Genomic DNA, 26,408 nt, shown 5'->3' on the forward strand with positions numbered 1-26,408 from the left:
TAGGGAGAGGCCATGAACAATCAGCTGCCAGCAAACTTTTTATGGGGCAACTCGGTATCCAGCATGCAGACGGAAGGTGCATGGAACGAGGGTGGGAAGGGGATGTCGGTGTACGACATTCGCGAAGCTGGGGAGAACGTCTCCGACTGGAAAGTGGCCACCGACTCCTATCACCGCTATCGGGAAGATTTCGACCTGATGCAGGATCTGGGCATGAACTGCTACCGCTTTCAAATCTCGTGGAGCCGCGTCTGCCCGCAGGGCGACGGCGCGTTCAACGACGAAGGCATCGCGTTTTACGACCGCTTTATTGACGATCTGATCGCCCGCGGCATCGAGCCGATGGTTTGTCTGTATCACTTCGATATGCCGCTGGCGCTGGCGCAGGAGTACAACGGCTTCAACGACCGCCGCGTGATGGAGGCCTTTATCCGCTACGGCAAAAAGATGATCGACTGCTATGGCGACCGCGTGAAGTACTGGCTGACCTTCAACGAGCAGAACATCTTCCATATGCCGGAAGCCTTCCGCATTTCAGGCTATATGCAAGGCGATAAAACCCTGCGCGAGCTGTACGAGCTGCAGCACCATACGATGGTGGCGCACATGGCGCTGACCGAGTATCTGCATCAGACCAGACCCGGCCAGCTGATGGGCGGCATGCTGGCGCACCAGCTGATCTACCCGGCCACCTGCAAACCGCGCGATATCTTCTGCGCCCAGCAGTACGACGAGTTCCTCAACCAGAACCTGCTGCGCGTCTTCGCAGGGCAGGGCTACAGCCCGGCGGTGATGGCGGTGGTGGAGCAGGAAGGCTTTGGTGATATCTACCGCGCCGAGGATTTAGCGCTGCTGGCGCGCACCAGAAACGACTATATGGCCTTCAGCTACTACGCCAGCAAAACGCTGGACAGCGATGCGATCCCGGAAGGCACGCCGGTGAACTATTACCTGCTGCACGGCGAGAAAAACAACCCGTACCTGAAGGCCACCGAGTGGAACTGGCAGATCGATCCGCTGGGCTTTCGCACCATCATCAACCGCTACGCCAACGACTGGCGGATGCCGGTCTTCCCGATCGAAAACGGCATCGGGGTGATTGAGTCCTGGGACGGCGTCAATCCGATCGAGGACACCTACCGCATCGACTACCACCGGGCGCATATCAATGCCATGAAGGAGGCGATGTTCGAGGACGGGGCAGAGGTGATCGGCTACCTCGGCTGGGGGTTAATCGACATTCTCAGCTCCCAGGGCGACATGCGTAAGCGCTACGGCGTGGTCTATGTCAACCGGGAAAACCACGACCTGAAAGACCTGAAGCGCGTGCCGAAGAAGAGCTACGCGTGGTTAAAACAGGTTATCCATACCAACGGACGCGAGATGTAAGCCGTACGCTGCCGGGCCGTTTTTGTGACTGATTGATGGGAACACTCCGCTATGTCTGAAACAAAAATAACACCGCACATGCAGTCTTTTGTCGATAAGTTTGTTGAGTTCTCGGCGCGCCTGGCTAATCAGGTGCACCTGCGCTCCCTGCGCGACGCCTTCGCCACGGTGATGCCCATTTTCATCCTCGCCGGCCTGGCGGTGCTGGTGAACAACGTGGTATTTCCGTGGATTTTTCACGGCGACACGCTCGCGCAGTTTAAGGTGTGGGGCGAGGCGATTATCAACGGCACGCTGAACATCGCCGCGCTGCTGCTGGCCCCGATGATTGCCTGGTCGCTGGCGCGCAACAAAGATTTCGACAATCCGGTCTCGGCAGTGGTTATCGCCGTCAGCAGCTTCATCATCATGATGCCGATGCGTCTGCAGATTACGCCCGTCGGCAGCGATGCCGCGGTGAACGTCACCCAGGTGCTAACGTTCGCCAATATTGGCTCAACCGGGATTTTCGCCGGGGTGCTGATCGGGCTGATCTCAACGGAAGTGTTTATCGCTATTTCGCGCCTGAAGGCGCTGCACATTTCCCTCGGGGAAAATGTGCCTCCGGCGGTGAGCAAATCCTTTACCGCGCTGATCCCGACGATCTTCACGCTCTCCCTGTTCGCGGTGCTGGCGGCGATACTGGCAAACGTGCTGCACACGGACCTGATCCATCTCATTACGACCTTTATCCAGCAGCCGCTGCGGCTGATCAACACCAGCCTGCCGGGGACGATTTTTATCTACAGCTTCGGTAACTTCCTGTTCACGCTCGGCATTCATCAGTCAGTCGTTAACAGCGTGGTGCTGGAGCCGTTCCTGCTGATCAACACCAACGAGAACATGCTGGCCTTCGCCAACGGCCAGCCCATTCCGCACATCATCAATAACATATTCGTGCCGACCTTTGGCATGGTGGGCGGCACGGGCAGCACGATCTCGCTGCTGATCGCCATCTTTATCTTCTCCCGTCAAAAGTCGGCGAAGCAGGTGGCGCGTCTGTCGCTGGCGCCCGGTCTGTTCAACATCAACGAGCCGGTGATTTTTGGCCTGCCGATCGTTTTTAACCTGCCGCTGATGATCCCGTTCGTGCTGCTGCCCGCCATCGGTATTTACTTCGCCTGGCTCTGTACCACGCTGGGGTTAATGTCGCGCTGCGTGGTGATGATCCCGTGGACCACGCCGCCCATTCTCAGCGCCTGGCTGGCCACGGCGGGAGACTGGCGGGCGGTGGTGGTGCAGTTGGCAATCATCGTATTTGGTGTATTCTTCTACCTGCCTTTCCTCAAGATTGCCGAGAGAGTGGCGTTGAAAAACAGCGGGATAGAAAACTAACTGAAAGGAAGGACGATGGCGGCGAAGTACATCACCATAGCGCGGGAAATTAAGAAACGCATTATCAGCCAGCAGTACGCCGCCAATGAACCCCTGCCGGACCAGTTTGCGCTGGCGGCGGAGTTCAACTCCAGCCGGATGACCATTCAGCAGGCGATGCGCCAGCTCATCGTCGAAGGTCTGGTCTATACCCGCCAGGGCCAGGGCACGTTCATCCGCAAAAACTTCCTCCAGCTTTCGCAGTGGGATCTCTCCGGCAGCGACTACTTTGGCGCGACCAAAACCTGGGAGCATCTGGGCACGGTGACCAGCCGGGTAGTGCATTTCGAGCTGCGCTTTCCGAACGAGAAAGAGCAGGCGTCGCTGATGATTAACGCCGATGCGCCGATCTATGACTTCATTCGCCTGCGTTTGCTGAACAGTGAACCTATGTCGCTGGATTCCACGGTGATGCCGATGAATCTGGTACCGGGCCTGACGAGAAACCATCTTGAAGGTTCAGTGTTTCAGTACGTGCAGGAGACGCTGGGGCTGAAAATTATGGGGTCGTACCGGGTGGTGCGGGCGCTTAAGCCCAACGCGCTGGACAGGGAGCATCTGGTCTGCGAGGAAACCGATCCGGTGCTGGAAGTGGAGCAGGTGATTTATCTGGAGGACGGCACGCCGCTGGAGTATGCCCACTGCCACTATCGGTACGACCACGGCGGGATCGTGATCGTGAATAACGGATAAAAAAAAGCGGGCAACGAGGCCCGCTTTTTTAATGCTTCTCTGTCAGTTCAAACGCACCGGCATACCGGAGCGGTTCTGCACGGCCTGGTCAACAATCGCCGTTTCGACGTCTGGCTGAGAAGTCACCGCCTGTACCGCGCTGTTCAGCGTAACAGGGACGACTTCGTTGTTGTTGATCTGGTCTTCGCTGGTGGACAGCGGGTTGTGCACTTCGATGTAGCGGCTGCCGTCTGGCTCAGAGGTCGCCTTCACCGGTTCGTTGATGAACTGCACGCGCGTACCGACCGGCACGTTTTCGAACAGGAACTTGATGTCGTCGTTACGCAGACGCACGCAGCCGTGGCTTACGCGCAGGCCGATACCGAAGTTGGCGTTGGTACCGTGGATAGCGTACAGGCGGCCAATGTACAGCGCGTACAGACCCATTGGGTTATCCGGGCCTGCCGGTACAACGGCTGGCAGCGGTTCGCCCGCAGCGATGTATTCCGCGTGCATTTTGGCAGTCGGCGTCCAGGTTGGGCCCGCTTTCTTACGCTCAACTTTGGTGGTCCAGTTCATTGGGGTGTCTTTACCCAGCTGGCCGATACCGATTGGCAGCACGATAACGGTGTTGGTGCCTTTCGGGTAGTAATACAGACGCATTTCGGCGCTGTTAATCACGATACCTTCATGAACGGTATCCGGCAGGATCAGCTGCTGAGGAATATTCAGCACGGTACCCGCTTTCGGCAGATACGGGTCAACGCCCGGGTTCGCTTCCAGCATGTTAGACAGGCCCAGCTGGTACTGCGCAGCGAAATACTCCAGTGGCTGAGAGTTACCTTCTGGTACCGTCACAACCTGGTTCTGGCCTACCAGACGGCTACCGTCTGTTGGCAGGGGATACGTCACCGCAGACGCGGTCTTACAAAAACCTACTACGGCTAACGCCGCCGCTAAAAGCGTTGTTAATTTCATGTTCATGTTGTGCGAGGTATCTAAGCCATTCTGGCGATGAGTTGATAAGTCTGAATCTGTGATGGGAGCGCATTATATGTGCATTCCCGCTCACAGGGAATTCAGATGTGTACGAAATCACATTTTTTTCGATTTTGTTAAAGTTTAGTGGATTGCCGCAACACGGGATCTCAATTCGGAATTGTGGCATAATGCCGTGTTTATCACACTTTTCGCAGGAATCTCCCCGTGTTAGTTACCAGCAACGTCACTATGCAGTTTGGCAGTAAGCCGCTGTTCGAAAACATTTCCGTCAAATTTGGCGGCGGCAACCGTTACGGCCTGATTGGTGCCAACGGTAGCGGAAAATCCACCTTTATGAAGATCCTCGGCGGTGACCTGGAGCCGACGCTCGGCAATGTATCGCTCGACCCTAACGAGCGTATCGGTAAGCTGCGTCAGGATCAGTTCGCCTTCGAAGAGTTCACCGTGCTCGACACCGTGATCATGGGGCATGGGGAACTGTGGGAAGTGAAGCAGGAACGCGATCGCATCTACGCGCTTGCCGAAATGAGCGAAGAAGACGGCTATAAAGTGGCCGATCTGGAAACGCAGTACGGCGAGATGGACGGCTACTCTGCGGAAGCGCGCGCGGGCGAGCTGCTGCTGGGCGTCGGCATTCCGGTAGAACAACATTACGGCCCGATGAGCGAAGTGGCGCCGGGCTGGAAGCTGCGCGTGCTGCTGGCACAGGCGCTGTTCTCTAACCCGGACATCCTGCTGCTCGACGAACCGACGAACAACCTGGACATCGACACCATCCGCTGGCTGGAGCAGACGCTGAACGATCGCGACAGCACCATGATCATCATCTCGCACGACCGTCACTTCCTGAACATGGTCTGTACGCACATGGCGGATCTGGACTACGGCGAGCTGCGCGTTTACCCGGGCAACTACGACGAGTACATGACGGCGGCCACCCAGGCGCGTGAACGTCTGCTGGCGGATAACGCCAAGAAGAAAGCGCAGATTGCTGACCTGCAGTCCTTCGTCAGCCGCTTTAGCGCCAACGCCTCTAAGTCGCGTCAGGCGACCTCGCGTGCCCGTCAGATCGACAAAATCAAGCTGGACGAAGTCAAAGCCTCCAGCCGTCAGAACCCGTTCATCCGCTTCGAGCAGGACAAGAAGCTGTTCCGTAACGCGCTGGAAGTGGAAGCCCTGGCAAAAGGCTTTGAGAACGGTCCGCTGTTTAAAAAGTTCAACCTGCTGCTGGAAGTGGGCGAGAAGATTGCCATCCTCGGCGCCAACGGCGTGGGTAAATCCACCATGCTGAAAACGCTGGTCGGCGAACTGCAGCCGGACAACGGCACCGTGAAGTGGTCTGAAAACGCGCAGATTGGCTACTACGCGCAGGATCATGAGTACGAGTTCGAAAACGACCTCACCGTCTTCGACTGGATGAGCCAGTGGAAGCAGGAAGGCGACGACGAGCAGGCGGTGCGCAGCATCCTGGGTCGTCTGCTGTTCAGCCAGGACGACATCAAAAAGCCGGCTAAGGTGCTCTCCGGTGGTGAGAAGGGACGCATGCTGTTCGGCAAGCTGATGATGGAAAAACCAAACATCCTGGTGATGGACGAACCGACTAACCACCTGGATATGGAATCTATCGAATCCCTGAACATGGCGCTGGAGATGTATCAGGGTACCCTGATCTTCGTTTCTCACGACCGCGAGTTCGTCAGCTCGCTGGCGACCCGCGTGATCGAAATTACGCCAGAGCGCGTGGTGGACTTCACCGGTAACTACGAAGATTACCTGCGCAGTAAAGGTATTGACGGCTAAAAAAAGCCGGGTGGCGGCTTCGCCTTACCCGGCCTACGTTCTGTTCCCTCTCCCAGTGGGAGAGGGTTAGGGTGAGGGCATCAGGCCGCACTAGATCACCCACTCGCTCCCTTCAGCCCCGTTCACCAGCAGTTTGCGTTTCTCCCCCGCTGGTAATGACACCTTCAGTACTTTCCAAGCCGGACGATAATCCCCGCGCGCGTTGACCTTCAGGTTGATGGTTGCGCCGTCGCACACCATTTCCCATTCTACCCACAGCGCATTGCCGTTCTGGTAGCCCCAGCTTTCGCCGTCGTCTTCAAACAGCATTCCGGTGGTCGTGCCGACGCCCTTCACCGGGAAGAGCTTCAGCTCGCGGGTGTTGTCTTTTTCAGCGGACACGTGGGTAATGCGTTCGCTCAGCGGCAGAGCGGCACCGGCGCGCACCAGCAGCGGCAGTTTTTCCAGCGGCGCGTCGAGGACGATCGACTGGCCGCCAGCAAACCACGCGTGGGTGTAAAAATCATACCAGCCGGTGTCGTTATCCGGCAGCCAGACGCGGCGCTCGCGCTGCCCGGCTTCGACGACGCTGGCCACCAGCAGGTCGCGGCCCAGCAGGAAGTCATCGCACTCCTCAAACGTCTGCGCATCGTGCTCGTGATCGAGGAAGGTCGGGCGCAGCATCGGCTCGTCGTCGGCGTGCGCCTGCCAGAGCAGGGTATAGAGGTACGGCAGCAGGCGGTAGCGCAGCTCAACCGCGCCGCGAATGGCTGGCGTGACGCCCGGGTACATCCACGGCTCGTTCACGGTGTGGTCATCGTTCCACGAGTGAATGGTAAAGCGCGGGTGCATCACGCCGTTCTGCACCCAGCGTACGAACAGCTCGGCGTCCGGCTTGTCGCCGGAGAAACCGCCGACGTCGTGACCGACGTTGAACAGGCCGGACAGGCTCATGCCCAGTCCCATGCGGATGTTATAGCGCAGGGTGTCCCAGTTGGTGCGGTTGTCGCCGCTCCAGGTCTGAACGTAGCGCTGCATCCCGGCGCAGCCGGAGCGGGAGATGAGATACGGACGTTTTTCCGGCGCGAAACGCTGCTGCGCTTCCAGCGAGGCGCGCATCATCAGCAGCGGCATCACCGGGCGAATGTGCTTGATGGCGATCTCCTTGCCGAAGCCAAAGCAGCGCGCTTCTCCGTCCCACACTTCATATTCGTTGTTGTCGTTCCAGGTAGAGTCGATGCCCATCTCCAGCAGCTGCGTGGTCACGCCGTTCTGCCACCACTGCACCGTCTGCGGGTTGGTAAAGTCGAGGTGCGAGCCTTCGTCATCCCAGAAGCTGGAGCGTTCCGGTGCATCGGTTTCTGAATCGCGAATGAACAGGCCGCTCTCCGCCACTTCGTTATAGCGCGGATGATCCTGCAGCAGGCACGGCTTGATGTTGGCCGCCAGCTTCAGCCCCGCGTCGTGAAAGGCCTGGCTCATCACCTTCGGCTGCGGCACCTTGTCATAGTTCCAGTTAAAGACGTAGCGCTTGCCGTTGATGGAGGTATAGCCGGAGGAGAGCTGGAACGAGTCGCACGGAATGGCGTGCTCTTCGCACAGGCGGATGAAGTTCATCAGCTGGTTCTGGGCGTCCGGCGCGTCGGTGTAGTGCATGGTAGAGCCGCTGTAGCCCAGGCTCCATTTCGGTCCGAACAGCGTTTTCCCGGTCAGGCGCACGAAGGATTTGGTGACGTCCAGCACGCGCTTGCCGGTAAAGATGTAGTAATCGATATCGCCCGCTTCCGCCTGCCAGCGGCGATAGGCGGTGTGGTAGTTGTCGATCTCGTTGCCCAGATCCAGCCAGCAGCTGCTCAGGTTATCGTAGAACAGTCCGTAGCTGACGTCGTCGCGGCGGGCGATTGTGAACGGGATGTGCTTGTAGAGCGGGTCGGTGCTGGCCGCGTTGTACCCCATTGCGTCGAGGTTGCGCATCTCATAGCGTTTACCGTTGCGCTGCAGATCGCCCGCTTTCTCGCCCAGACCGTAGAAGCGCTCGTCCTTGCGGCGGCTCAGGTAGTGCGCCACTCCGTCGCCGTGGGCGTTCAGCAGGTAGGCGCTGGTTGGACGGTCGTTGACCAGCGGCTGCCACTCGCCCGCCTCATTGCGGTAGTGCCACTCCAGCCACAGCGGCTGGTGGATCGTCACGCGCAGCTGTTCGGTTGCCACCGTGAGCGTCTCATCCTGCTGCGTCAGGGTCCAGGCCGGGCAGGAGAAACCGCTTATATCGTCACGACGGCGGCCTTCCCAGGGCACGTCTTTTTCCGGCGCGATGCTCCAGGTGCGGTCCAGCGCCAGCTCGCCTTTGCGTTTGATCAGCACGCGGAACAGGTTCTCTTCCAGCACATACAGGCACAGGCGGTGCTGGTTATCGACCAGCAGTTCCAGATGGTTTGCCGACTGCGTATCAAGGGTCCAGTTTTTCAGGGTTTTCATATGCAATACATCCACTATCAGGCGCGCTTGGCGCGACGTTCAGCAATAAATGCTACCAGGAAGACAGCGCCAATCAGGTCAAAGAAGCCCATGGCAATAAAGAGCGGGTTAAAGCCGATTTTGTCGGCGGTCACGCCGATTAACAGCGAGAACAGGAAGCTGGCGATCCACGCCGCCGAGCCGCGCATGCCGTTGACGGTCGCCATCTGGCCTTTGTCGAATGACTCCACGACCAGGGCGCTCAGCATGCAGGAGATAATCTGGTGGCCGAAGCCGCCGATGGAGATCAGCACGATGGTGATATACGGGTCGCGGGTGATGGCCACGATACCCAGAGAGATCATCAGGAACGCGCCCGTCACGGAGCTGGCAACGACCGAGTTAACGCGCGAGCAGCCGAACAGACGGGTGTACAGACGCGTCAGGTAGCCACTCGCCACGCTGCCGAGGTCGGCGGCGAGGAACGGCAGCCAGGCAAACATCGCAATCTGCTTCAGGTCCATGCCGTGCTCTTTGGCGAGGTACAGCGGCACCCAGAAGCTCAGCACCGCCCAGGCCGGCTCCGCCATAAAGGCCGGAATGGCGATACCGTAGAAGCGTTTGTTTTTCGAGACGGTTTTCAGCGCGGTCAGGAAGGGCAGTTTGACGGCAGGCGGTTCGTTATCCTGCTTGATAAACGCCAGCTCGTCCTTACTCAGATTCGGGTGCTGCTCCGGGTTGTGGTAGAACGCCCACCACAGGATCACCCACAGCAGCGCCAGCACGCCGGTAAACATAAACGCGCCCTGCCAGCCGAACGAGGCGTGAGCAAAGTAGATGATAGGCGGGGCCAGCATCGCGCCGATGGAGAAGCCCACGCCCGCCCAGCCGGCGGCAACGGGTCGCTCTGATTTCGGGAACCATTCGCCGATGGTTTTGGCGTTCGCCGGGGTAGCGGCGGCCTCAGAGGCACCCATAAAGAAGCGCAGAATAGCGAGGTGCAGCCAGCTTCCGGCGCCCGCGTGGAAGATACACATCAGCGCCCAGATCCCGGCGCAGACCATAAAGCCGATCTTCAGGCCGATGACGTCAATCAGCCAGCCGCACAGGGGCTGGAAAATGGTATAGGCGATCTGGAACGCGCCGACGATCCAGGAGTATTGCTCGGTGGTGATCCCGAGGCTCTCTTTCAGTTCCGGGGCGAGGATCCCGAGTGAGTTTCGGGTGATGTAGTTAACGGTGACGCCAAGTAAGAACAGCACCAGCACGTACCAGCGCAGGTTCTTGATGACGCGACGGGTTTTGCTTGTCGCTACGGTGTTATTGATGTCCTGACTCATTATACTCTCCACAAGACGGACGGTAAGGGGACGGAGGTTCAGGTGTCACACGGATTTTTATGACTTTGATTTCTATCCGTTTAAAATGCTTAAGTTGGTATACAACTAGTATGGAAGTTGTGTGACAAGTTCACCTTAAGGAAGAAAATGAGTGGGCAAAAGTGGATTTTGTGCAAAATTTCTCATAACTGACGTAAACCCTCTGGCATGATGGTGTTTATGTCAGCTATTGCCTGACCAATACGCTATGAGAATTTTTTCATTTCGCAAATGGAGCCAGATCACAAAATGGACAAAAGGCTAAAAATCACCGAAATCGCCGCCCGAACGCAGCTCTCGATCAGCACCGTGTCGCGGGTGCTGGCGGGAAAAGCGAATACCAGTGAAAAAGCGCGCGCAAAGGTGCTGGCGTGCGCGCGGGAGCTGGGGGTGATGGACGGCATGGCGGCAGGGCGTCTGCTGCTTAACAGCCTGGTGGTTTTTGCCCCGCAGCGGGCGTTTGACGAGCGGTCCGACATCTTTTACTACCGCGTGATCCAGAGCGTGAGTAAAGGCCTTGCGTCCCACGATGTGCGCCTTCGCTACTGCGCGCTGGAGGAGAACGACAGCGACGCCCAGCTATTTCTGGCACGCATGAACGAAGCGGACACCCAGGCGGCAATCCTTCTTGGCATTGACGATCCCCATATCCACGATCTGGCGGTGGACGTGGGGAAACCCTGCATGCTGATTAACTGCCGCGACCGTCACATGCGTCTGCCTGCCGTCGCGCCGGATCATCGCGCCATTGGCGAACGGGCGGCGGAGTACCTGTTCGAGATGGGACACCGTGAGGTGATGAATGTGCTGTGCCTGCGCCGCTACACCATGGAGCTGCGCCTGGCGGGGATCCGCGACGCGTGGCAGTCTCACAACCTGAAATTCAACGATAAACGCGATCTGCTGGTGGTGCCCAGCTTCAGCGCGCGTGAAACGGAACAGATGGTCAGCGGCTGGCTCAGCGAAATGCAGGGGAAGGATTTACCTACCGCGTTCCTGGTCGGCGGCGACTTTATGGCGGCGGGCACCATTAGCGCCTTACAAAACCACGGCCTGCGCGTGCCGCAGGACGTGTCGGTGATGAGCATTGACGGCTTTAACCTGGCGGCGATTCAGGATGTTCCATTAACGGCGGTGCACGTTCCGCGCGATGAGCTGGGAACCGAAGCGGTATATATGCTCCAACAGCGGCTCATGCGCCCGGACGCACCGGTGGGGACGTTACTGCTTAACGGCACGCTGGCCGTGCGGGAATCGGTACGGCGGATACGTCAGGGGAAACGACGCACCGCCGTAGAGCGGGAAGGGCTGTACGACAGTTAAACCATGCCCAGCGCGCGCTTGCCGTGGATATTAAGATCGTTCACGGTAAAGCGGTCCTGCCAGCTCTTTTCATAATCCTCGCGCGGGAAGTCTCCCGGCGACGCGCCGGTTTCCAGCGCTTCCTTGACCTTTTTGGCGTAGGCGAGGTTCTTCTCGCACATCGGCGCGGCAGGGATGTACATCACGTTGCCCCAGCCCTGCTGATTTTCCACCGGCACGACGGAGTGGATCACATCGCAGTGCCACCACACGGAATCGCCCGCGTCGAGTGCCGGAATGCTGGTCAGCGCCTCGATCAGCAGCGGGTGCCATTTCTCTGAAACTGGCAGCACGCGCCCCGGCGCGACGCCGCAAAGCTCGTCTTCCGGCACGTCGTCCAGCAGCGGCCGCAGCAGAATGTAGGCCATCGCCTCCGGGATGGGCACGACGTGCAGTAAGCCCTGGCCGGGGATCATGTCCGACAGCGCCGTCCAGCCCTGGAAGGTGCGGAACACCGAGCATTTGGTGGTGTTATCGACGGTGTACTCTTCCACTTCGGTACGGTGCGCGGCGTTCCACGGATCGTATTTCTCGACGTTGCCGTCAAACACGCGGGCGAACACCTGCTGATAGGCCGGCAGCAGCCAGCGCTCCAGCGCGCCGGAGTCGGTATGCGCCCCAAGCCCTTTCGAGGTCGTTCCAGGCGGACGGCGGCGGATACGGTCCGGGTAAATCACGCTCACGTCCGGGTCGAACCACTGTTTGCCGTTGCTCTCGAACGTCCATAAACGGTTCAGGAACGACTGCACCTGCGCCATCTCTTCGCTCTGGCGCGCCTGCATTTGCGCCTGCGACCAGTAAATCGGGTAAATCTCCGGACGAGAGGCCGTCAGGGTGCCGAAGAAGTTATCGCCCGGGCCTTTGTAGACCTCGTCAAACCTGTTCAGATCGAGGTAGTCGAGCATCGACTGATCCCACGCCAGCGCCTGCTCGCGCGGGAAATGACCTTTAATCACCGCGCAGCCGCGGCGTTTAACGGCCTCGCGCTGTGCGTCGGTAATCGTGCCGTTTTTCACATCCGCAAACGGAATCACCGGCCAGACGGATTCGCCTTTGTTCTTAAGGGCGTTAATTTCCCCCACGCGGGTGGCAATTTTGTCGCTGAGCTTATTAAACACCGCCTGCACGTCGCCGATCTGCGCGCGCAGCTCACGTTTTAACTGACGGATTGCCGCTTTGTGATCCGCTGGCAAAGTTTCACTGGTAAAGGTCATAACTGCCTCGCATCTTTCATTCGAAAGTAAAAATGTCTACAAGTGATACTTTAAGTTAAAAATAAGTTAATGCAAGTTTAAAAACTTGACGCAAGCCACAGGACGGAAAAAGAGTGACAGGCCGGAGCGACGCTCCGGCGAGGAAAAGATCAGACGTCGAACGGGGAATGGTTGTCGAGCACGGCCTGAATGACGTTCAGCGCGCCCTGATGGTTGTTGTCGTCTGTGCTGTAGCGGCTGATTTCCTTGATGCTCTCTGCCGCGTTGCCCATCGCAAAGGAATATTTCACCAGCTTCAGCATCTCGGCATCGTTGCCGCTGTCGCCGATGGCCACGCACTCCTGCGGGGAGATTTTCCAGCGTTTCAGCAGACGGCTGATGCCGTTGGCTTTGTGCAGGCCGGGGATAATCAAATCCACAAAGCCAAAGCCGCTGGTGACCGGCTTCATGATGCCGTCCAGGGAGACGTGCAGTTTATCCACCAGATTTGGGATATCGCTGTCCGGCAGGTTAAGGGAGAACTTAAACAGCACGTCGTCAATTTCGCGATAATCGCTGATGCGCTTTAAGCGGTGATAGTGCTTTGACATCAGCGCAACGAATTCTTCAGGAGCCTGGTCGCTGACCCAGGCGCTCTCCAGCCCGCAGGCCACGAAGTTCAGCCCTTTGTCCTTCAGCAGTTCGCCAATCACGATCTGCGATTCATGGCGGGTCAGCTCGCCGTGAAAAATCTGCTCGCCGCGATCGAACACCAGCGCGCCGTTTTCCGCCACGAAGGAGATCCGATCTTTTAGCTCCGGAAAGAAGGAGATGAGCTGGTAATACTGGTTGCCGCTGGCAACAACGAATTCAATGTCGCGGGCTTTAAGCTGTTCAAACTGTGCCTGGAAGCGGTCACGATCGTAATGCTTGGCATCATCAAGGAAAGTTCCGTCCATATCGGTGACGATAACTTTAACGGTCATACTGTGCTCCTGGGTCACTGCGTTTTGAAACATTCTAATAACAAGGTGACGAGGAGCACAAATTTAATTTCGAATGAAAGTCAGAAAGCCCGGTGGCGGCTTCGCCTTACCGGGCAGTTTTTTACAGCGTATGCTCAGTACGGGCGATAATATCGTCCTGCGCATCCGGTGACAGGGCGGTAAAGAACGCCGAGTAGCCCGCCACGCGCACTACCAGGTCGCGGTACTGGTCCGGGTGTTTCTTCGCTTCCAGCAGCGTTTCGCGCGAAACGATGTTGTACTGAATATGCCAGCCCTTATGCACCTCGAAGAAGGTGCGCAGCAGCACCATCAGCTTCTGGCGATCGCTGTCGTTTTCCAGCGTCGACGGATTCAGCTTCTGGTTCAGCAGCACGCCGCCGAGAATCGCCTCGGTAGGCAGTTTACCCACGGAACCGATGACTGCCGTTGGACCAAGGTGGTCGGTACCGGAAGCCGGGCTGGCTCCTTCCGCCAGCGGGGTATGCGCCTTACGACCGTCAGGGGTGGCCATCGTTGCCGCGCCAAACGGCACGTTTGCGGAGATGGACGACGTGCCCGCGTAGTAGTTACCGCCAGTCGGGCCGCGGCCGTAGCGCGGGTTGTGGTACTGCTTCAGCTCTTCAATGTAAGTCTGATAGGCGCGCGTCAGCAGCATGTCCACGCTGTCGTCGTCGTTTCCGTACTTCGGCGCGTCGTTGATCAGGCGCTGACGCAGCTGCTCGTGAGTCAGCCCCTCGAAGTCATCCGCCAGCGCCGCCGCCAGCTGCTGTTGACCAATAGTGCCCTGTTCGAACACCAGCTTCTTCACCGCCGCCAGGCTGTTGCCGAGGTTAGCGATGCCCACCTGCAGGCCGGAGACCCAGTCATACTTCGCGCCGCCCTGCTTGATGCTTTTCGCGCGTTCGATGCAGTCGTCCACCAGCGCCGAGCAGAGAATATCGTGGACGTTCTCTTCCAGCATGGTGTCCACCACGTACTCAATCTCGATGGATTTGCGGGTATAGTAGCGAATCTGGCTGTCCCACGCCGCCATCACCTCGTCGAAATTGTCGAAGTTACCGGCAGAAAGCGCTTTCTCCTGCGGCAGGAACACCCTGCCGCTGGTGGCGTCGCGCCCGCCTTCCAGCGCGGCGAGCATCACGCGGGCAAAGTTGATAAAGCTCATGCCGGTGCAGCGATAGCCCCACTTGCCGCCCACCGCGGTTTCGATGCAGCCAATGGCCGCGTAGTCGTAGGCGTCGTCACGTTCAACGCCGAGCTTGATGAATTCCGGAATGACGATTTCATCGTTGTTGAACGCGGGCATCCCGAAGCCGCAGCGGATCACCTGCACGCAGGAGTCGAGGAAGTCGTTGCTCATGCCCGCGTGATAGCGCACGCTCAGGTTCGGCTGGGTGGAGCGCAGACGGCCGCAGGATTCCAGAATCGCGTAGGAGAGCGGGTTCACCGCGTCCATCGGCTCACCGTTGACCAGCTTCTGGCCGCCGATGGTAACGTTCTGGTACAGCGGGCTGCCGGCAGAGGCTTTCGAGTGCGAGCCGGAGCGGATCTTGTTCACTTCCAGCAGCTTCAACCAGCAGCAGTGCAGCAGCTCAATGGCGTGTTCGCGGTCGAGGCTCTGGTTCAGCTCCACGTCGCGGCGGTAGTACGGATAAAGATACTGGTCCATACGCGCGAAGGAGACGGAGTGGCCGTTGGACTCAATCTGCAGGATCAGCTGAATGAAGTAGCACAGCTGCAGCGCCTGCCAGAAGGTTTTTGGCGGCTCGTGGGCAATCACGTCGCAGTTTTCCGCCATCGCCAGCAGCTCGTCGCGGCGGCTTGCGCGGGTTTCGGTGGAGGCCATTTCACGCGCCAGGTCGGCAAAGCGTTTGATGTGCAGGCTCACCGCTTCCAGCACGATATCAATTGCCTTCAGGAACTGATCGCCGTGCAGGTCTTCCAGCACCGTCAGGTTGATGCGCGAGCGGCGCTCGGCCACTTTGGCGCGCAGGCCGTCGAGACCTTTCTCCAGCACCAGCGGGAAGTTCACCGCCAGGTGCGCGTCGCCGGAAGTCATGTTGCCTTCGGCTTTGATAATGCCGGTTTCCAGCAGGCCTTTCTGCTCGTCGGTGAACATGCCGTAGCAGCGATCCTGCACCGTTTGGCCGCGCCACCACGGGCAGATGTCGTGCAGCACGCGCTTGTTCTCTTCGCTCACCGCAAAGCCCGCGCCCGGGCGGTCCGCCAGATCGTCGATCTCTTTCTCAATCCAGGAGACGGTGTATTCCGGGAAAATCGGCGCGGCGCGCACTTCACTGGCCTGGTTACCGATAATCAGCTCGTCGTGTTTGATCCAGATGGTACGCTCGGCCAGGTGATGCGCCAGCGCCAGCGCGCGACGTACCGGGATCGGCTTGTCCATGTGCTGCTGGTACATTTCGGTGTAATGCTGCGCGCGCTCGGTACAGACCGGCGGCTTAACGATATGCACCAGCGCCGTTTTGTGCGCCTTGATGCGCTCGCTGAGGGTGTTGAGATTCAGGGTCGTCATAGGTTTATCCTCGTAAGGTCGCGGTTAACCCTTTCTGGCAAGCGTACTGCTGCGCGAAGTCCAGCAGGGCAGGGTTATCCAGCGGTTTGTCAGGGGCAGAGTAGGGTTGGCCGAGCAGGGTGTATTTGTTCATGCCCAGCGTGTGATACGGCAGAAAATGAATATCGTCGACGCCGAGTTCGTCGGCGGCGAAGTTAGTAATGGCGGTGATGGACGCTTCGTCAGCGTTAAAGCCCTGGATCAGCGGCACGCGGATGGTGATTTTTTTCCCGGCGGCAGCAAGGCGCTTCAGGTTATCCAGGATTCGCTTAGCCGAGCCGTCCGTCCACTGTTTGAACACCTCACCGTCGACGTGCTTCAGGTCGGCGAGGAACAGATCGACGTACGGTAATGACGGCTCGATGTAGTGCCACGGCACGTGAAGGCAGGTTTCCACGGCGGTGTGGATCCCCTGTTCATGGCTGGCTTTAAACAGGGCGTGCGCCAGCTCAGGGTTCATAAACGGCTCGCCGCCGGAGAGGGTGATCCCGCCGCCACTGCGATCGTAGAAGGGTTTGTCGCGCAGTACGGTCGCCATGATCTCCTCGACCTGCTGTTCTTCACCGCAGACGGTCAGCGCCTGCGTAGGGCAGCAGTCGGTGAGGGCGTTGAGCGCTGCTTCATCAAGCTTCTCACGGTGGATAACCAGACCGTTCAGCGCGCGTTCGATGCAGCCCGGTGCCGCCTGCTGGCACAGGTCACAGCCGTCCAGGCACAGGCGTGCATCAAACAGCACGTCCCGGCTGCGGGAGCGGCTTTCCGGGTTCTGGCACCAGCGACAGCCCAGCGAGCAGCCTTTCAGGAACACCACGGTTCGAATACCGGGGCCGTCGTGGGTAGAGTAACGCTGAATATTGAAGATCATGATTTCGCCTCTCATATTGCATATGAAGATTAAATGACTTTCGAATGAAAGTTATCTTGATGCAGGTCAACTACTGAGCAGGTTTTGTCGTGATAGGGTAAGTGCAGGCTAAATTTGAGGATGACATCATGGAACTTTATCTCGACACATCTGACGTTGCGGCAGTCAAAAAGCTGGCGCGTATCTTCCCGCTGGCGGGCGTGACCACCAACCCAAGCATTGTGGCGGCAGGTAAAACGCCGCTGGACGAGCTGCTGCCAGAACTGCATGACGCGCTGGGCGGCAAAGGCCGTCTCTTCGCGCAGGTGATGGCGACCACCGCCGAAGGGATGGTGGAGGACGCGCGTAAGCTGCGCGCCATCATCAACGACCTGGTAGTAAAAGTGCCGGTGACCGCCGAAGGGCTGGCGGCGATCAAGATGCTGAAAGCGGAAGGGATCCCGACGCTCGGTACGGCGGTTTACGGTGCCGCACAGGGGATGCTCTCGGCGCTGGCAGGGGCTGAGTATGTGGCGCCTTACGTTAACCGCGTGGACGCGCAGGGCGGGGACGGGATCCAGACCGTGGTTGAACTGCAACAGCTGCTGGCGCTGCACGCCCCGCAGTCAAAGGTGCTGGCCGCGAGCTTTAAAACGCCGCGTCAGGCGCTGGACTGTCTGCTGGCAGGCTGCGAGTCCATCACGCTGCCGCTGGACGTGGCGCAGCAGTTTATCACCTCTCCGGCCGTGGATGCGGCGATTGTGAAGTTTGAGCAGGACTGGCAGGGGGCGTTTGGACGGACGTCTATCTGTCGGGGGTAACCTACGATTTTCTCCCTCTCCCTGTGGGAGAGGGCTGGGGTGAGGGCATCAGGCAGCGACAGGGTTTAACCTCCGCACACCTCACACCCAGGATTACGCACCAGCTTCATCTCGCGGAACTGGCAGGTCATCGCGTCATACATCACGATTTTCCCCGCCGCAGGCGTGCCGTAGCGCGCCAGCACTTTGATTGCTTCCATCGCCTGCAGTGAGCCAATCACGCCGACCAAGGGTGCCATCACGCCCGCCTCAACGCAGGTCAGCGTGTTTTCGCCGAACAGCCGGCTCAGGCAGCGGTAGCAGGGTTCACCTTCCGCATACGTGAAGACGCTGATTTGCCCCTCCATGCGGATCGCCGCGCCGGAGACCAGCGGGGTTTTGTGAGCAAAACAGCCCGCGTTGAGCTGGTTACGGACCGTGACGTTATCGGTGCAGTCCAGCACCAGGTCGTGCTGCGCAATCTGCGCGGACAGCGCCTCGTCATCCAGCATCGCGTCAATCAGGGTGAACTGAACGTTGGGGTTGATGCGCGCCAGCGCCGTGCGGGCAGAGTCCACTTTCGGCTGGCCAACCGTCGCATCGCTGTGCAGCGTCTGACGCTGGAGGTTAGACACCGACACGGTATCGAAATCCAGCAGCGTCATCCTGCCCACGCCCGCCGCGGCAAGATACTGCGCGGCGGCGCAGCCCAGGCCGCCGAGCCCGACAACCAGCACGCTTGCTGCCTTAAGGGCTTCCTGGCCCTCGAAGTCAAACCCGCGCAGCACAATCTGGCGGTTGTAGCGCATCATCTCTTGGTCGCTCAGCTCCACCGTCATGTCAGCCTCCGAACAGGTGGTTAAAACGCTCGATCTCAACCCACTCGCCTGCTTCCACGTTGCCGCGCTCGCGCTCCAGCACGATAAAGCAGTTGCCCTGGCTGAAGGAGCTGAAAATGTGTGAGCCCTGGTGCCCGGTGGTGCTCACTTCCAGCTCGCCGTCCGCGTTGCGCGCCAGAATGCCGCGCTGGAAATCGAGACGACCCGGCGATTTTTTCAGGCGCGTGGCGGCGCGCACGCGCTGGCGTTCCGGCAGCGGGTTTGCTTTGTTGCCGGAAAGCTTCGCCAGCAGCGGGATCACCAGCTGGTAGAAGGTGAGTGCCGCCGAGACCGGGTTACCCGGCAGGCCGCAGAACCAGCCGTGCTGGAGCTTGCCAAACGCGAACGGTTTGCCCGGCTTGATGGCCAGCTTCCAGAAGGCGATTTCCCCCAGCTCTTCAAGGATGGTTTTGGTGTAATCCGCTTCGCCCACGGAGACGCCGCCGGAGCTGATAACCACGTCGGCTGCGTTATCCGCCTCGATAAACGCGGCGCGCAGTTTTTCCGGATCGTCAGGAATAATGCCGAGGTTAATCACCTCGCAGCCCAGCTGCTCCAGCATCAGGTGTACCGCCAGGCGGTTGGTATCGTAAATCTGGCCGTCCTGCAGCGGCTGGCCCGGAAGCTGCAGCTCGTCGCCGGTGGAGAAAACGGCGACGCGCACTTTACGAATAACGTCGATTTCAGCCACGCCGAGCGACGCCAGCACCGGCAGCTCACCTGCCGTCAGCTTCTGCCCGGCAGAAAAGACCGTCGCGCCAAGGGTGATATCTTCGCCCGTGCGGCGGATGTTCTGACCCGCTTTAACGTTCGCGGTAAAACGCACGCCGTCGTCGGTCTGTTCGGTCTCTTCCTGCATTACCACGGCATCGCAGCCGGCCGGAACCGGCGCGCCGGTCATGATGCGCACGCAGGTGCCCGCAGGCCATTCACCGCTAAACGGCTGACCCGCAAAGGCTTTACCCGCCACCGGCAGGGCGTTACCCGTCTGGAGATCCGCCAGGCGAACCGCGTAACCGTCCATCGCGGAATTATCAAACCCCGGCACGTTAAGCGGAGAGACGATATCGCGCGCGGCAATACGGCCAAAACAGCGCACGAGGGGCAGCGTCTCAACGTCATGCAGCGGGGAAACTCGGTTAAGCATCTGCGTGAGTGCCGTCTCAAGCGGCATCAGTCCGGCGGTAAAATCCATGGTGGGCTCCTGCGGAGTAACAACGAAAGCGCTCATTATGGCAGAAAAGTGCGGCTAACTGTATGACCCGATGGGTGTACGCTTTACATCACAGTTACGTCTTTCTATATTCAAAAATCATCTGAAGTTTCATCGACGATAATGATATTTATAGAAAAAGCCGCAAATCAGGCTAACGGGTGATGCGAATGGTTAATGCGGTAATCGCAATTCATGGTGGCGCCGGGGCAATCACCCGAGCACAGCTCAGTCCCGAGCAGGAAAAGCGCTATATCGACGCGCTGTACGCCATTGTGGAAACGGGCCAGAGAATGCTGGAAGCGGGCGAAAGCGCGCTGGACGTGGTCACCGAGGCGGTGCGCCTGCTGGAAGAGTGTCCGTTATTTAATGCAGGGATCGGTTCGGTCTTTACCCGGGATGAAACGCACGAGCTGGATGCCTGCGTGATGGACGGCGTCACTCTGAAAGCGGGCGCCGTGGCGGGCGTGAGTCATCTGCGCAATCCGGTGCTGGCCGCGCGTCTGGTGATGGAGGCGAGTCCGCACGTGCTGCTGACGGGGGCCGGGGCAGAGGCGTTTGCCTTCGATCACGGGATGGAACCGGTATCGCCGGATCTTTTTTCCACCGAGGAGCGCTATCAGCAACTGCTGGAAGCCCGTTCGGCGGGCATGACGCAGCTTGACCACAGTGCGCCGCTGGATGAAACCACCAAAATGGGCACGGTCGGCGCGGTGGCGCTGGATAAGGCCGGAAACCTCGCGGCGGCGACGTCAACGGGCGGGATGACCAACAAGCTGCCCGGACGCGTCGGCGATAGCCCGCTGCCGGGCGCCGGCTGCTACGCCAATAACGCGACGGCGGCGGTGTCGTGTACCGGAACCGGGGAAGTGTTTATTCGCGCCCTCGCGGCCTACGACATCACCGCGCTGATGGATTACGGCGGTTTAAGCCTCAGCGAAGCCTGCGAGCGCGTGGTGATGGAGAAACTGCCCGCCCTGGGCGGCGTCGGCGGGCTCATCGCGGTGGATCGTGAGGGCAACGTGGCTCTGCCGTTCAACAGCGAAGGCATGTATCGCGCCTGGGGTTATGCCGGTGATGAACCAAGCACGGGCATCTATCGTGAATAAGGGGGCAGCGCGTGCCGCACAGTGAAAAACTGGACAACCGCGAAGTGCTGGCTGTCCATCAGCTCAATATTGCGTTTCAGGAAGAGCGGCAGTTCATCCCCGCAGTACAGAATTTATCGTTCACGCTCAGGCGCGGCGAGACGCTGGCGATTGTTGGCGAGTCCGGTTCCGGAAAATCGGTCACCGCGCTGGCACTGATGCGCCTGCTGGAGCAGACGGGCGGGCAAATCAGCAGCGAGAAAATGCTGCTGCGCCGCCGTAACCGTCAGGTCATTGATTTAAACGAGCTAAGCGGTTCGCAGATGCAGGGCGTGCGCGGGGCGGATATTGCGATGATCTTCCAGGAGCCGATGACCTCGCTGAACCCGGTTTTCCCGGTCGGGGAACAAATCGCCGAGTCTATCCGCCTGCATCAGGGGCTGAGCGGCGATGAAGCGCTCAAAGAGGCCCGACGGATGCTGGAGCTGGTGCGCATTCCGGAGGCGCAGGCCATTCTGGGTCGCTACCCGCATCAGCTTTCCGGCGGCATGCGCCAGCGGGTGATGATTGCCATGGCGCTCTCCTGCCGTCCGGCGGTGCTGATCGCCGACGAACCGACGACGGCGCTGGACGTGACGATTCAGGCGCAGATCCTGCAGCTCATTAAAGTGCTGCAGCAGGAGATGGAGATGGGGGTGATTTTCATCACCCACGATATGGGCGTGGTCGCTGATATCGCCGATCGGGTGCTGGTGATGCACAAGGGCAGCGCGGTGGAAACCGGCCCGGTTGAGCAGATTTTTCACGCGCCCGTGCATCCTTACACCAAAGCGCTGCTGGCGGCGGTTCCGCGTCTGGGGGCGATGAACGGCAGCGATTTGCCGCGCCGTTTCCCGCTGATTTCTCCTGAGGCGTCTGAGCTGCAGGAGGAGGAGCGCGAGCAGGACACCGTGGTGCCGGGTAAGCCCATTCTGGAAGTGCGCGATCTGGTCACCCGTTTTCCGCTGCGCAGCGGCGTATTAAACCGCGTGAAGCGCGAAGTGCACGCGGTGGAAAACGTCAGTTTCGATCTCTGGCCGGGCGAAACGCTGGCGCTGGTGGGGGAGTCCGGCTGCGGTAAATCCACCACCGGGCGCGCGTTGCTCCGTCTGGTGGAATCCCAGGAAGGCAGCATTACCTTTAACGGCGAGCGCATTGATACCCTTCCGGACAGCAGGCTGCAGGCGGTGCGGCGGGATATTCAGTTTATTTTCCAGGATCCGTATGCCTCCCTCGATCCGCGCCATACGGTGGGGTATTCGATCATGGAGCCGCTGCGGGTGCATAACCTGCTCGACGGCGAAGCGGCCCAGCGTCGCGTGGCCTGGCTGCTGGAGCGCGTCGGCCTGAAGCCGGAGCACGCCTGGCGTTATCCTCACGAGTTTTCCGGCGGACAGCGGCAGCGTATCTGCATCGCCCGGGCGCTGGCGCTGAACCCGAAAGTGGTGATTGCCGATGAGTCCGTCTCGGCGCTGGATGTCTCTATCCGGGCGCAAATCATCAACCTGTTGCTGGATTTACAGCGGGATATGGGAATCGCCTTTCTGTTTATCTCGCACGATATGGCGGTGGTCGAGCGCATCAGCCATCGCGTGGCGGTGATGTTTATGGGGCAGATCGTGGAGATTGGGCCGCGAAGGGCGGTGTTTGAAAACCCGCAGCACCCGTACACCCGCAAGCTTATCGCGGCGGTCCCGGTTGCCGATCCCGCGCATCGTCACGGCCAGCGGGTGCTGCTGCAGGATGAAATACCGGGCAATATTCATAAACGCGGCGAGGCCGTGGAGCGCGTGACGCTGCGCGAGGTCGGGCCGGGTCATTTCGTCGCTCCCCCGCGTCAGGACAACGCTTTTTCGCGGTTATAACTTACAACAGGCAGGAGAACACAATGGTTACATTTGTAGCGCGTAGATGGTTGTTAGCCGCGAGCGTGACGGCAGCCCTGGCCGCTGCCCCCGCGTTCGCTGCCAAAGATGTGGTGGTCGCCGTCGGCTCCAATTTCACCACGCTCGATCCGTATGACGCCAACGACACGCTCTCTCAGGCGGTGGCGAAATCGTTCTATCAGGGCCTGTTTGGCCTCGATAAAGAGATGAAGCTCAAAAACGTGCTGGCGGAGGGGTACACCGTGTCCGACGACGGGCTGGTGTATACCATCAAGCTCAGGACCGGCGTGAAGTTCCAGGACGGAACAGACTTCAATGCGGAGGCGGTGAAGGTTAACCTGGACCGCGCCAGCAATCCGGAAAATAGCCTCAAGCGGTATAACCTGTATAAAAATATCGCCAGCACCCAGGTGGTCGACCCGGCGACGGTCAAAATCACCCTGAAAGAGCCGTTCTCCGCGTTTATCAATATCCTGGCGCATCCGGCAACGGCGATGATTTCCCCTGCCGCGCTGAAGAAATACGGCAAGGAGATCGGCTTCCACCCTGTTGGCACCGGTCCTTACGAACTGCTCACCTGGAACCAGACCGATTTTGTGAAGGTGAAGAAATTCGCCGGATACTGGCAGCAGGGGCTGCCGAAGCTCGACACCATCACCTGGCGCCCGGTGGTGGACAACAACACCCGCGCGGCGATGCTGCAAACCGGCGAGGCGCAGTTTGCCTTCCCGATCCCATATGAGCAGGCCGCCATTTTGCAGAAAAACAGCAAGCTGGAGCTGGTCGCCAGCCCGTCGATCATGCAGCGCTACATCAGCATGAACGTCACGCAAAAGCCGTTTGATAACCCGAAGGTGCGTGAGGCCATCAACTACGCCATTAACCGTCAGGCGCTGGTGAAGGTCGCCTTTGCCGGCTATGCCACCCCGGCGACCGGCGTGCTGCCGCCGGCGATTGCCTATGCGCAAAGCTATCAGCCGTGGCCGTACGATCCGGCCAAAGCGCGCGAGCTGCTGAAAGAGGCGGGCTTCCCGAACGGCTTCAGCACCACGCTGTGGTCCTCGCATAATCACAGCACCGCCCAGAAGGTGCTGCAGTTTACCCAGCAGCAGCTGGCGCAGGTGGGTATCAAGGTGCAGGTCACCGCAATGGATGCCGGACAGCGTGCGGCAGAAGTGGAGGGGAAAGGGCAGAAAGAGAGCGGCGTGCGGATGTTCTACACCGGCTGGACGGCCTCGACCGGTGAAGCCGACTGGGCGCTGTCGCCGCTGTTTGCCTCGCAGAACTGGCCGCCAACCCTGTTCAATACCGCGTTTTACAGCAACCCGCAGGTGGACAAAGACCTTGCCGATGCCCTGAAAACCACCAAACCGGAAGAGAAGGCGCGCCTCTACAAGGACGCGCAGGATATTATCTGGAAAGAGTCACCGTGGGTGCCGCTGGTGGTGGAGAAACTGGTATCAGCCCATAACAAAGCGTTGACCGGGTTCTACATCATGCCGGACACCGGCTTTAGCTTTGACGATGCGGATTTAAAATAAACTTCATGCTGAATTATGTTTGTAAACGCCTGCTGGGGCTTATTCCGACGCTGCTGATTGTGGCGGTCCTGGTGTTTTTGTTTGTCCATATGCTGCCGGGCGATCCGGCGCGTCTGGTCGCCGGGCCTGAAGCGGATGCCACCGTTATTGACCTGGTGCGTAAGCAGCTTGGCCTCGACCAGCCGCTGTATATGCAGTTTATCCATTATATCTGTAACGTTCTGCAGGGCGATTTTGGTATTTCAATGGTGTCGCGCCGTCCGGTGTCGGAGGAGATTGCCAGCCGCTTTATGCCCACGTTCTGGTTAACGATAGCCAGCATGAGCTGGGCGGTGGTGTTTGGGCTTGGCGCCGGGATTATCGCGGCCGTCTGGCGCAACCGCTGGCCGGACAAGCTCGGCATGGCGCTGGCGGTGACCGGTATCTCCTTCCCGGCGTTCGCGCTGGGGATGCTGCTGATGCAGATCTTCTCCGTCGAACTGGGCTGGCTGCCGACCGTCGGGGCCGATACCTGGAAGCATTACATCCTGCCTTCCATGACGCTGGGGGCTGCCGTTTCGGCGGTGATGGCCCGCTTTACCCGCGCCTCGTTCGTTGACGTGCTGAGCGAAGATTATATTCGCACCGCGCGGGCGAAAGGGGTCAGCGAGAAGTGGGTCATTCTCAAGCACGGATTCCGCAATGCGATGATCCCGGTCGTGACGATGATGGGGCTGCAGTTTGGTTTTCTGCTCGGCGGCTCGATCGTCGTGGAAAAGGTCTTCAACTGGCCGGGGCTGGGACGCCTGCTGGTCGATTCCGTCGAGATGCGCGACTACCCGGTGATTCAGGCGGAAGTCCTGCTTTTCTCGCTGGAATTTATTCTTATCAACTTAGTGGTGGACGTGCTCTACGCTGCCATTAACCCGGCCATCAGGTACAAGTAAGATGCGATTGTTGAACTGGCGACGTCAGGCCGTTTTAAACGCGATGCCGGGGCTAAAACCGGACCACGTCCGCACCCCGTGGTCTGAATTCTGGCGGCGTTTTCGCCGTCAGCCGGTCGCGATGACGGCGGGGCTGTTTGTGCTGCTGCTGATTGCGGTGGCGGTGATAGCGCCGTGGGTTGCGCCGTTTGATGCGGAAAACTATTTTGACTACGACCGTCTGAACGACGGACCGTCGATGCTGCACTGGTTCGGCGTGGACTCCCTCGGGCGCGATATCTTTAGCCGCGTGCTGGTCGGGGCGCAAATCTCGCTTGCCGCCGGGGTGTTCGCGGTGCTGATCGGCGCGGCCATCGGTACCGTGCTGGGCCTCGTTGCCGGATATTACGAAGGCTGGTGGGACCGCATCATCATGCGCATCTGCGACGTGCTGTTTGCCTTTCCCGGCATTTTGCTGGCGATTGCCGTGGTGGCGATCATGGGCAGCGGCATGGCGAACGTCATCATTGCGGTCGCGGTGTTTTCGATTCCGGCGTTCGCGCGCCTGGTGCGTGGTAACACGCTGGTGCTGAAACAGCAGACCTTTATCGAGTCCGCCCGCAGCATGGGGGCCAGCGATACCACCATCCTGTTCAGCCATATTCTGCCGGGTACGGTGTCGTCCATCGTGGTCTATTTTACCATGCGTATCGGCGTGTCGATTATCTCGGCGGCCAGCCTGTCGTTTCTGGGGCTAGGGGCGCAGCCTCCGACGCCGGAGTGGGGCGCGATGCTGAACGAGGCGAGGGCGGATATGGTAATTGCACCACACGTGGCGATCTTCCCGAGTCTGGCAATTTTCCTGACCGTGCTGGCGTTTAATCTGCTGGGGGACGGGCTGCGCGACGCGCTGGATCCGAGGATTAAGGGGTAGGGCAGTGAAATGTGCCGGGTGGCGGCGACGCCTTACCCGGCCTACAAAAGCGGAGCGG

The 26,408-nt window shown here is 59.4% G+C and carries 20 protein-coding genes; 11 read left to right on the forward strand and 9 right to left on the reverse strand.

The annotated features are described in order from the left end of the window. Positions 1 to 12: 12 nt before the first annotated feature. Genes F0320_RS06415 through F0320_RS06425 form a run of 3 tightly spaced genes read left to right on the forward strand, consistent with a single transcriptional unit; the run spans position 13 to position 3,495 of the window. Positions 13 to 1,389, forward strand: coding sequence for a glycoside hydrolase family 1 protein (locus F0320_RS06415; protein ID WP_126328086.1), 1,377 nt, complete (start codon positions 13 to 15; stop codon positions 1,387 to 1,389). A 51-nt stretch (positions 1,390 to 1,440) separates the two neighbouring features. After that, the gene (locus tag F0320_RS06420; protein WP_047653236.1) at positions 1,441 to 2,763 is read left to right on the forward strand and encodes a PTS sugar transporter subunit IIC; all 1,323 of its coding nucleotides are present in this window, start codon (positions 1,441 to 1,443) and stop codon (positions 2,761 to 2,763) included. Positions 2,764 to 2,778: 15 nt separating this feature from the next. Further along, on the forward strand, positions 2,779 to 3,495 hold the full coding sequence (locus F0320_RS06425) for a GntR family transcriptional regulator (protein ID WP_126328087.1): 717 nt from the start codon (positions 2,779 to 2,781) through the stop codon (positions 3,493 to 3,495). A gap of 42 nt (positions 3,496 to 3,537) precedes the next feature. Here the strand turns inward: F0320_RS06425 and ldtB are convergent, their stop codons facing one another. Beyond that, a complete protein-coding gene (ldtB, locus tag F0320_RS06430) occupies positions 3,538 to 4,458 on the reverse strand; it encodes a L,D-transpeptidase (RefSeq protein ID WP_045403737.1) in 921 nt (306 codons plus the stop codon). Between the two features lie 222 nt (positions 4,459 to 4,680). On the opposite strand from ldtB, the gene F0320_RS06435 reads away from it, so the two are divergent. Continuing rightward, entirely contained in the window at positions 4,681 to 6,276 is a 1,596-nt protein-coding gene (locus F0320_RS06435) for an ABC-F family ATPase (protein WP_047653234.1), read from the forward strand. Positions 6,277 to 6,366: 90 nt separating this feature from the next. Here the strand turns inward: F0320_RS06435 and F0320_RS06440 are convergent, their stop codons facing one another. Further along, on the reverse strand, positions 6,367 to 8,730 hold the full coding sequence (locus tag F0320_RS06440) for a glycoside hydrolase family 31 protein (RefSeq protein WP_149323887.1): 2,364 nt from the start codon (positions 8,728 to 8,730) through the stop codon (positions 6,367 to 6,369). Between the two features lie 17 nt (positions 8,731 to 8,747). Continuing rightward, the gene (locus tag F0320_RS06445) at positions 8,748 to 10,049 is read right to left on the reverse strand and encodes an MFS transporter (protein WP_014883122.1); all 1,302 of its coding nucleotides are present in this window, start codon (positions 10,047 to 10,049) and stop codon (positions 8,748 to 8,750) included. Between the two features lie 288 nt (positions 10,050 to 10,337). Here F0320_RS06445 and F0320_RS06450 point away from each other — a divergent pair, with 288 nt between their 5' ends. Beyond that, a complete protein-coding gene (locus F0320_RS06450; RefSeq protein ID WP_047653232.1) occupies positions 10,338 to 11,411 on the forward strand; it encodes a LacI family DNA-binding transcriptional regulator in 1,074 nt (357 codons plus the stop codon). On the opposite strand, the gene F0320_RS06455 is transcribed toward F0320_RS06450, so the two are convergent. The 4 genes from F0320_RS06455 to F0320_RS06470 all read right to left on the reverse strand — a co-directional run bounded on the left by F0320_RS06455 (position 11,408) and on the right by F0320_RS06470 (position 17,087). Then, positions 11,408 to 12,664 (reverse strand): DUF1479 domain-containing protein, encoded by a 1,257-nt coding sequence (locus F0320_RS06455; RefSeq protein ID WP_149323886.1) that lies wholly within the window; start codon positions 12,662 to 12,664, stop codon positions 11,408 to 11,410. The two genes, F0320_RS06450 and F0320_RS06455, sit on opposite strands and share 4 nt — an antisense overlap. A gap of 149 nt (positions 12,665 to 12,813) precedes the next feature. Further along, positions 12,814 to 13,629 (reverse strand): Cof-type HAD-IIB family hydrolase, encoded by an 816-nt coding sequence (locus tag F0320_RS06460; RefSeq protein WP_126328090.1) that lies wholly within the window; start codon positions 13,627 to 13,629, stop codon positions 12,814 to 12,816. Positions 13,630 to 13,750: 121 nt separating this feature from the next. Next, on the reverse strand, positions 13,751 to 16,183 hold the full coding sequence (locus tag F0320_RS06465; RefSeq protein WP_126328091.1) for a formate C-acetyltransferase/glycerol dehydratase family glycyl radical enzyme: 2,433 nt from the start codon (positions 16,181 to 16,183) through the stop codon (positions 13,751 to 13,753). Between the two features lie 4 nt (positions 16,184 to 16,187). Next, the gene (locus F0320_RS06470) at positions 16,188 to 17,087 is read right to left on the reverse strand and encodes a glycyl-radical enzyme activating protein (RefSeq protein ID WP_063439178.1); all 900 of its coding nucleotides are present in this window, start codon (positions 17,085 to 17,087) and stop codon (positions 16,188 to 16,190) included. A gap of 128 nt (positions 17,088 to 17,215) precedes the next feature. Here F0320_RS06470 and fsa point away from each other — a divergent pair, with 128 nt between their 5' ends. Continuing rightward, on the forward strand, positions 17,216 to 17,887 hold the full coding sequence (gene fsa / locus F0320_RS06475) for a fructose-6-phosphate aldolase (RefSeq protein WP_126328092.1): 672 nt from the start codon (positions 17,216 to 17,218) through the stop codon (positions 17,885 to 17,887). Positions 17,888 to 17,952: 65 nt separating this feature from the next. Here the strand turns inward: fsa and moeB are convergent, their stop codons facing one another. Both moeB and moeA read right to left on the reverse strand, forming a co-directional pair. Continuing rightward, entirely contained in the window at positions 17,953 to 18,705 is a 753-nt protein-coding gene (gene moeB, locus F0320_RS06480) for a molybdopterin-synthase adenylyltransferase MoeB (protein WP_126328093.1), read from the reverse strand. 1 nt (position 18,706) lies between these two features. Further along, positions 18,707 to 19,939, reverse strand: a complete 1,233-nt coding sequence (gene moeA / locus F0320_RS06485) for a molybdopterin molybdotransferase MoeA (RefSeq protein WP_126328094.1) — start codon at positions 19,937 to 19,939, stop codon at positions 18,707 to 18,709. A 188-nt stretch (positions 19,940 to 20,127) separates the two neighbouring features. On the opposite strand from moeA, the gene iaaA reads away from it, so the two are divergent. The 5 genes from iaaA to gsiD are packed head-to-tail and all read left to right on the forward strand — an operon-like array spanning position 20,128 to position 26,350. Beyond that, the gene (gene iaaA / locus F0320_RS06490) at positions 20,128 to 21,066 is read left to right on the forward strand and encodes a beta-aspartyl-peptidase (RefSeq protein WP_126328095.1); all 939 of its coding nucleotides are present in this window, start codon (positions 20,128 to 20,130) and stop codon (positions 21,064 to 21,066) included. 11 nt (positions 21,067 to 21,077) lie between these two features. Further along, positions 21,078 to 22,949: a glutathione ABC transporter ATP-binding protein GsiA gene (gene gsiA / locus F0320_RS06495; RefSeq protein WP_126328096.1), complete on the forward strand. Its 1,872-nt coding sequence runs from the start codon at positions 21,078 to 21,080 to the stop codon at positions 22,947 to 22,949. A gap of 23 nt (positions 22,950 to 22,972) precedes the next feature. Further along, positions 22,973 to 24,511 (forward strand): glutathione ABC transporter substrate-binding protein GsiB, encoded by a 1,539-nt coding sequence (gene gsiB, locus F0320_RS06500; RefSeq protein WP_126328097.1) that lies wholly within the window; start codon positions 22,973 to 22,975, stop codon positions 24,509 to 24,511. Between the two features lie 5 nt (positions 24,512 to 24,516). After that, complete coding sequence (gene gsiC, locus F0320_RS06505) at positions 24,517 to 25,437, forward strand: glutathione ABC transporter permease GsiC (RefSeq protein WP_023310911.1); 921 nt, start codon at positions 24,517 to 24,519, stop codon at positions 25,435 to 25,437. Position 25,438: 1 nt separating this feature from the next. After that, positions 25,439 to 26,350, forward strand: coding sequence for a glutathione ABC transporter permease GsiD (gsiD, locus tag F0320_RS06510; RefSeq protein WP_126328098.1), 912 nt, complete (start codon positions 25,439 to 25,441; stop codon positions 26,348 to 26,350). Positions 26,351 to 26,408 lie beyond the last annotated feature (58 nt).

It is taken from the genome of Enterobacter dykesii (assembly GCF_008364625.2).
In the GTDB taxonomy this organism is placed as follows: domain Bacteria; phylum Pseudomonadota; class Gammaproteobacteria; order Enterobacterales; family Enterobacteriaceae; genus Enterobacter; species Enterobacter dykesii.

Bases quoted from the DNA above. Each gene is read 5' to 3' on its own strand.
- F0320_RS06445 (WP_014883122.1), bottom strand. From the start codon at position 10,049: ATGAGTCAGGACATCAATAACACCGTAGCGACAAGCAAAACCCGTCGC.
- fsa (WP_126328092.1), top strand. From the start codon at position 17,216: ATGGAACTTTATCTCGACACATCTGACGTTGCGGCAGTCAAAAAGCTG.
- gsiB (WP_126328097.1), top strand. From the start codon at position 22,973: ATGGTTACATTTGTAGCGCGTAGATGGTTGTTAGCCGCGAGCGTGACG.
- F0320_RS06420 (WP_047653236.1), top strand. From the start codon at position 1,441: ATGTCTGAAACAAAAATAACACCGCACATGCAGTCTTTTGTCGATAAG.
- F0320_RS06470 (WP_063439178.1), bottom strand. From the start codon at position 17,087: ATGATCTTCAATATTCAGCGTTACTCTACCCACGACGGCCCCGGTATT.
- F0320_RS06465 (WP_126328091.1), bottom strand. From the start codon at position 16,183: ATGACGACCCTGAATCTCAACACCCTCAGCGAGCGCATCAAGGCGCAC.
- F0320_RS06440 (WP_149323887.1), bottom strand. From the start codon at position 8,730: ATGAAAACCCTGAAAAACTGGACCCTTGATACGCAGTCGGCAAACCAT.
- moeA (WP_126328094.1), bottom strand. From the start codon at position 19,939: ATGGATTTTACCGCCGGACTGATGCCGCTTGAGACGGCACTCACGCAG.
- F0320_RS06450 (WP_047653232.1), top strand. From the start codon at position 10,338: ATGGACAAAAGGCTAAAAATCACCGAAATCGCCGCCCGAACGCAGCTC.
- moeB (WP_126328093.1), bottom strand. From the start codon at position 18,705: ATGACGGTGGAGCTGAGCGACCAAGAGATGATGCGCTACAACCGCCAG.
- gsiC (WP_023310911.1), top strand. From the start codon at position 24,517: ATGCTGAATTATGTTTGTAAACGCCTGCTGGGGCTTATTCCGACGCTG.
- F0320_RS06415 (WP_126328086.1), top strand. From the start codon at position 13: ATGAACAATCAGCTGCCAGCAAACTTTTTATGGGGCAACTCGGTATCC.
- F0320_RS06460 (WP_126328090.1), bottom strand. From the start codon at position 13,629: ATGACCGTTAAAGTTATCGTCACCGATATGGACGGAACTTTCCTTGAT.
- gsiD (WP_126328098.1), top strand. From the start codon at position 25,439: ATGCGATTGTTGAACTGGCGACGTCAGGCCGTTTTAAACGCGATGCCG.
- F0320_RS06425 (WP_126328087.1), top strand. From the start codon at position 2,779: ATGGCGGCGAAGTACATCACCATAGCGCGGGAAATTAAGAAACGCATT.
- F0320_RS06455 (WP_149323886.1), bottom strand. From the start codon at position 12,664: ATGACCTTTACCAGTGAAACTTTGCCAGCGGATCACAAAGCGGCAATC.
- iaaA (WP_126328095.1), top strand. From the start codon at position 20,128: ATGGTTAATGCGGTAATCGCAATTCATGGTGGCGCCGGGGCAATCACC.
- ldtB (WP_045403737.1), bottom strand. From the start codon at position 4,458: ATGAACATGAAATTAACAACGCTTTTAGCGGCGGCGTTAGCCGTAGTA.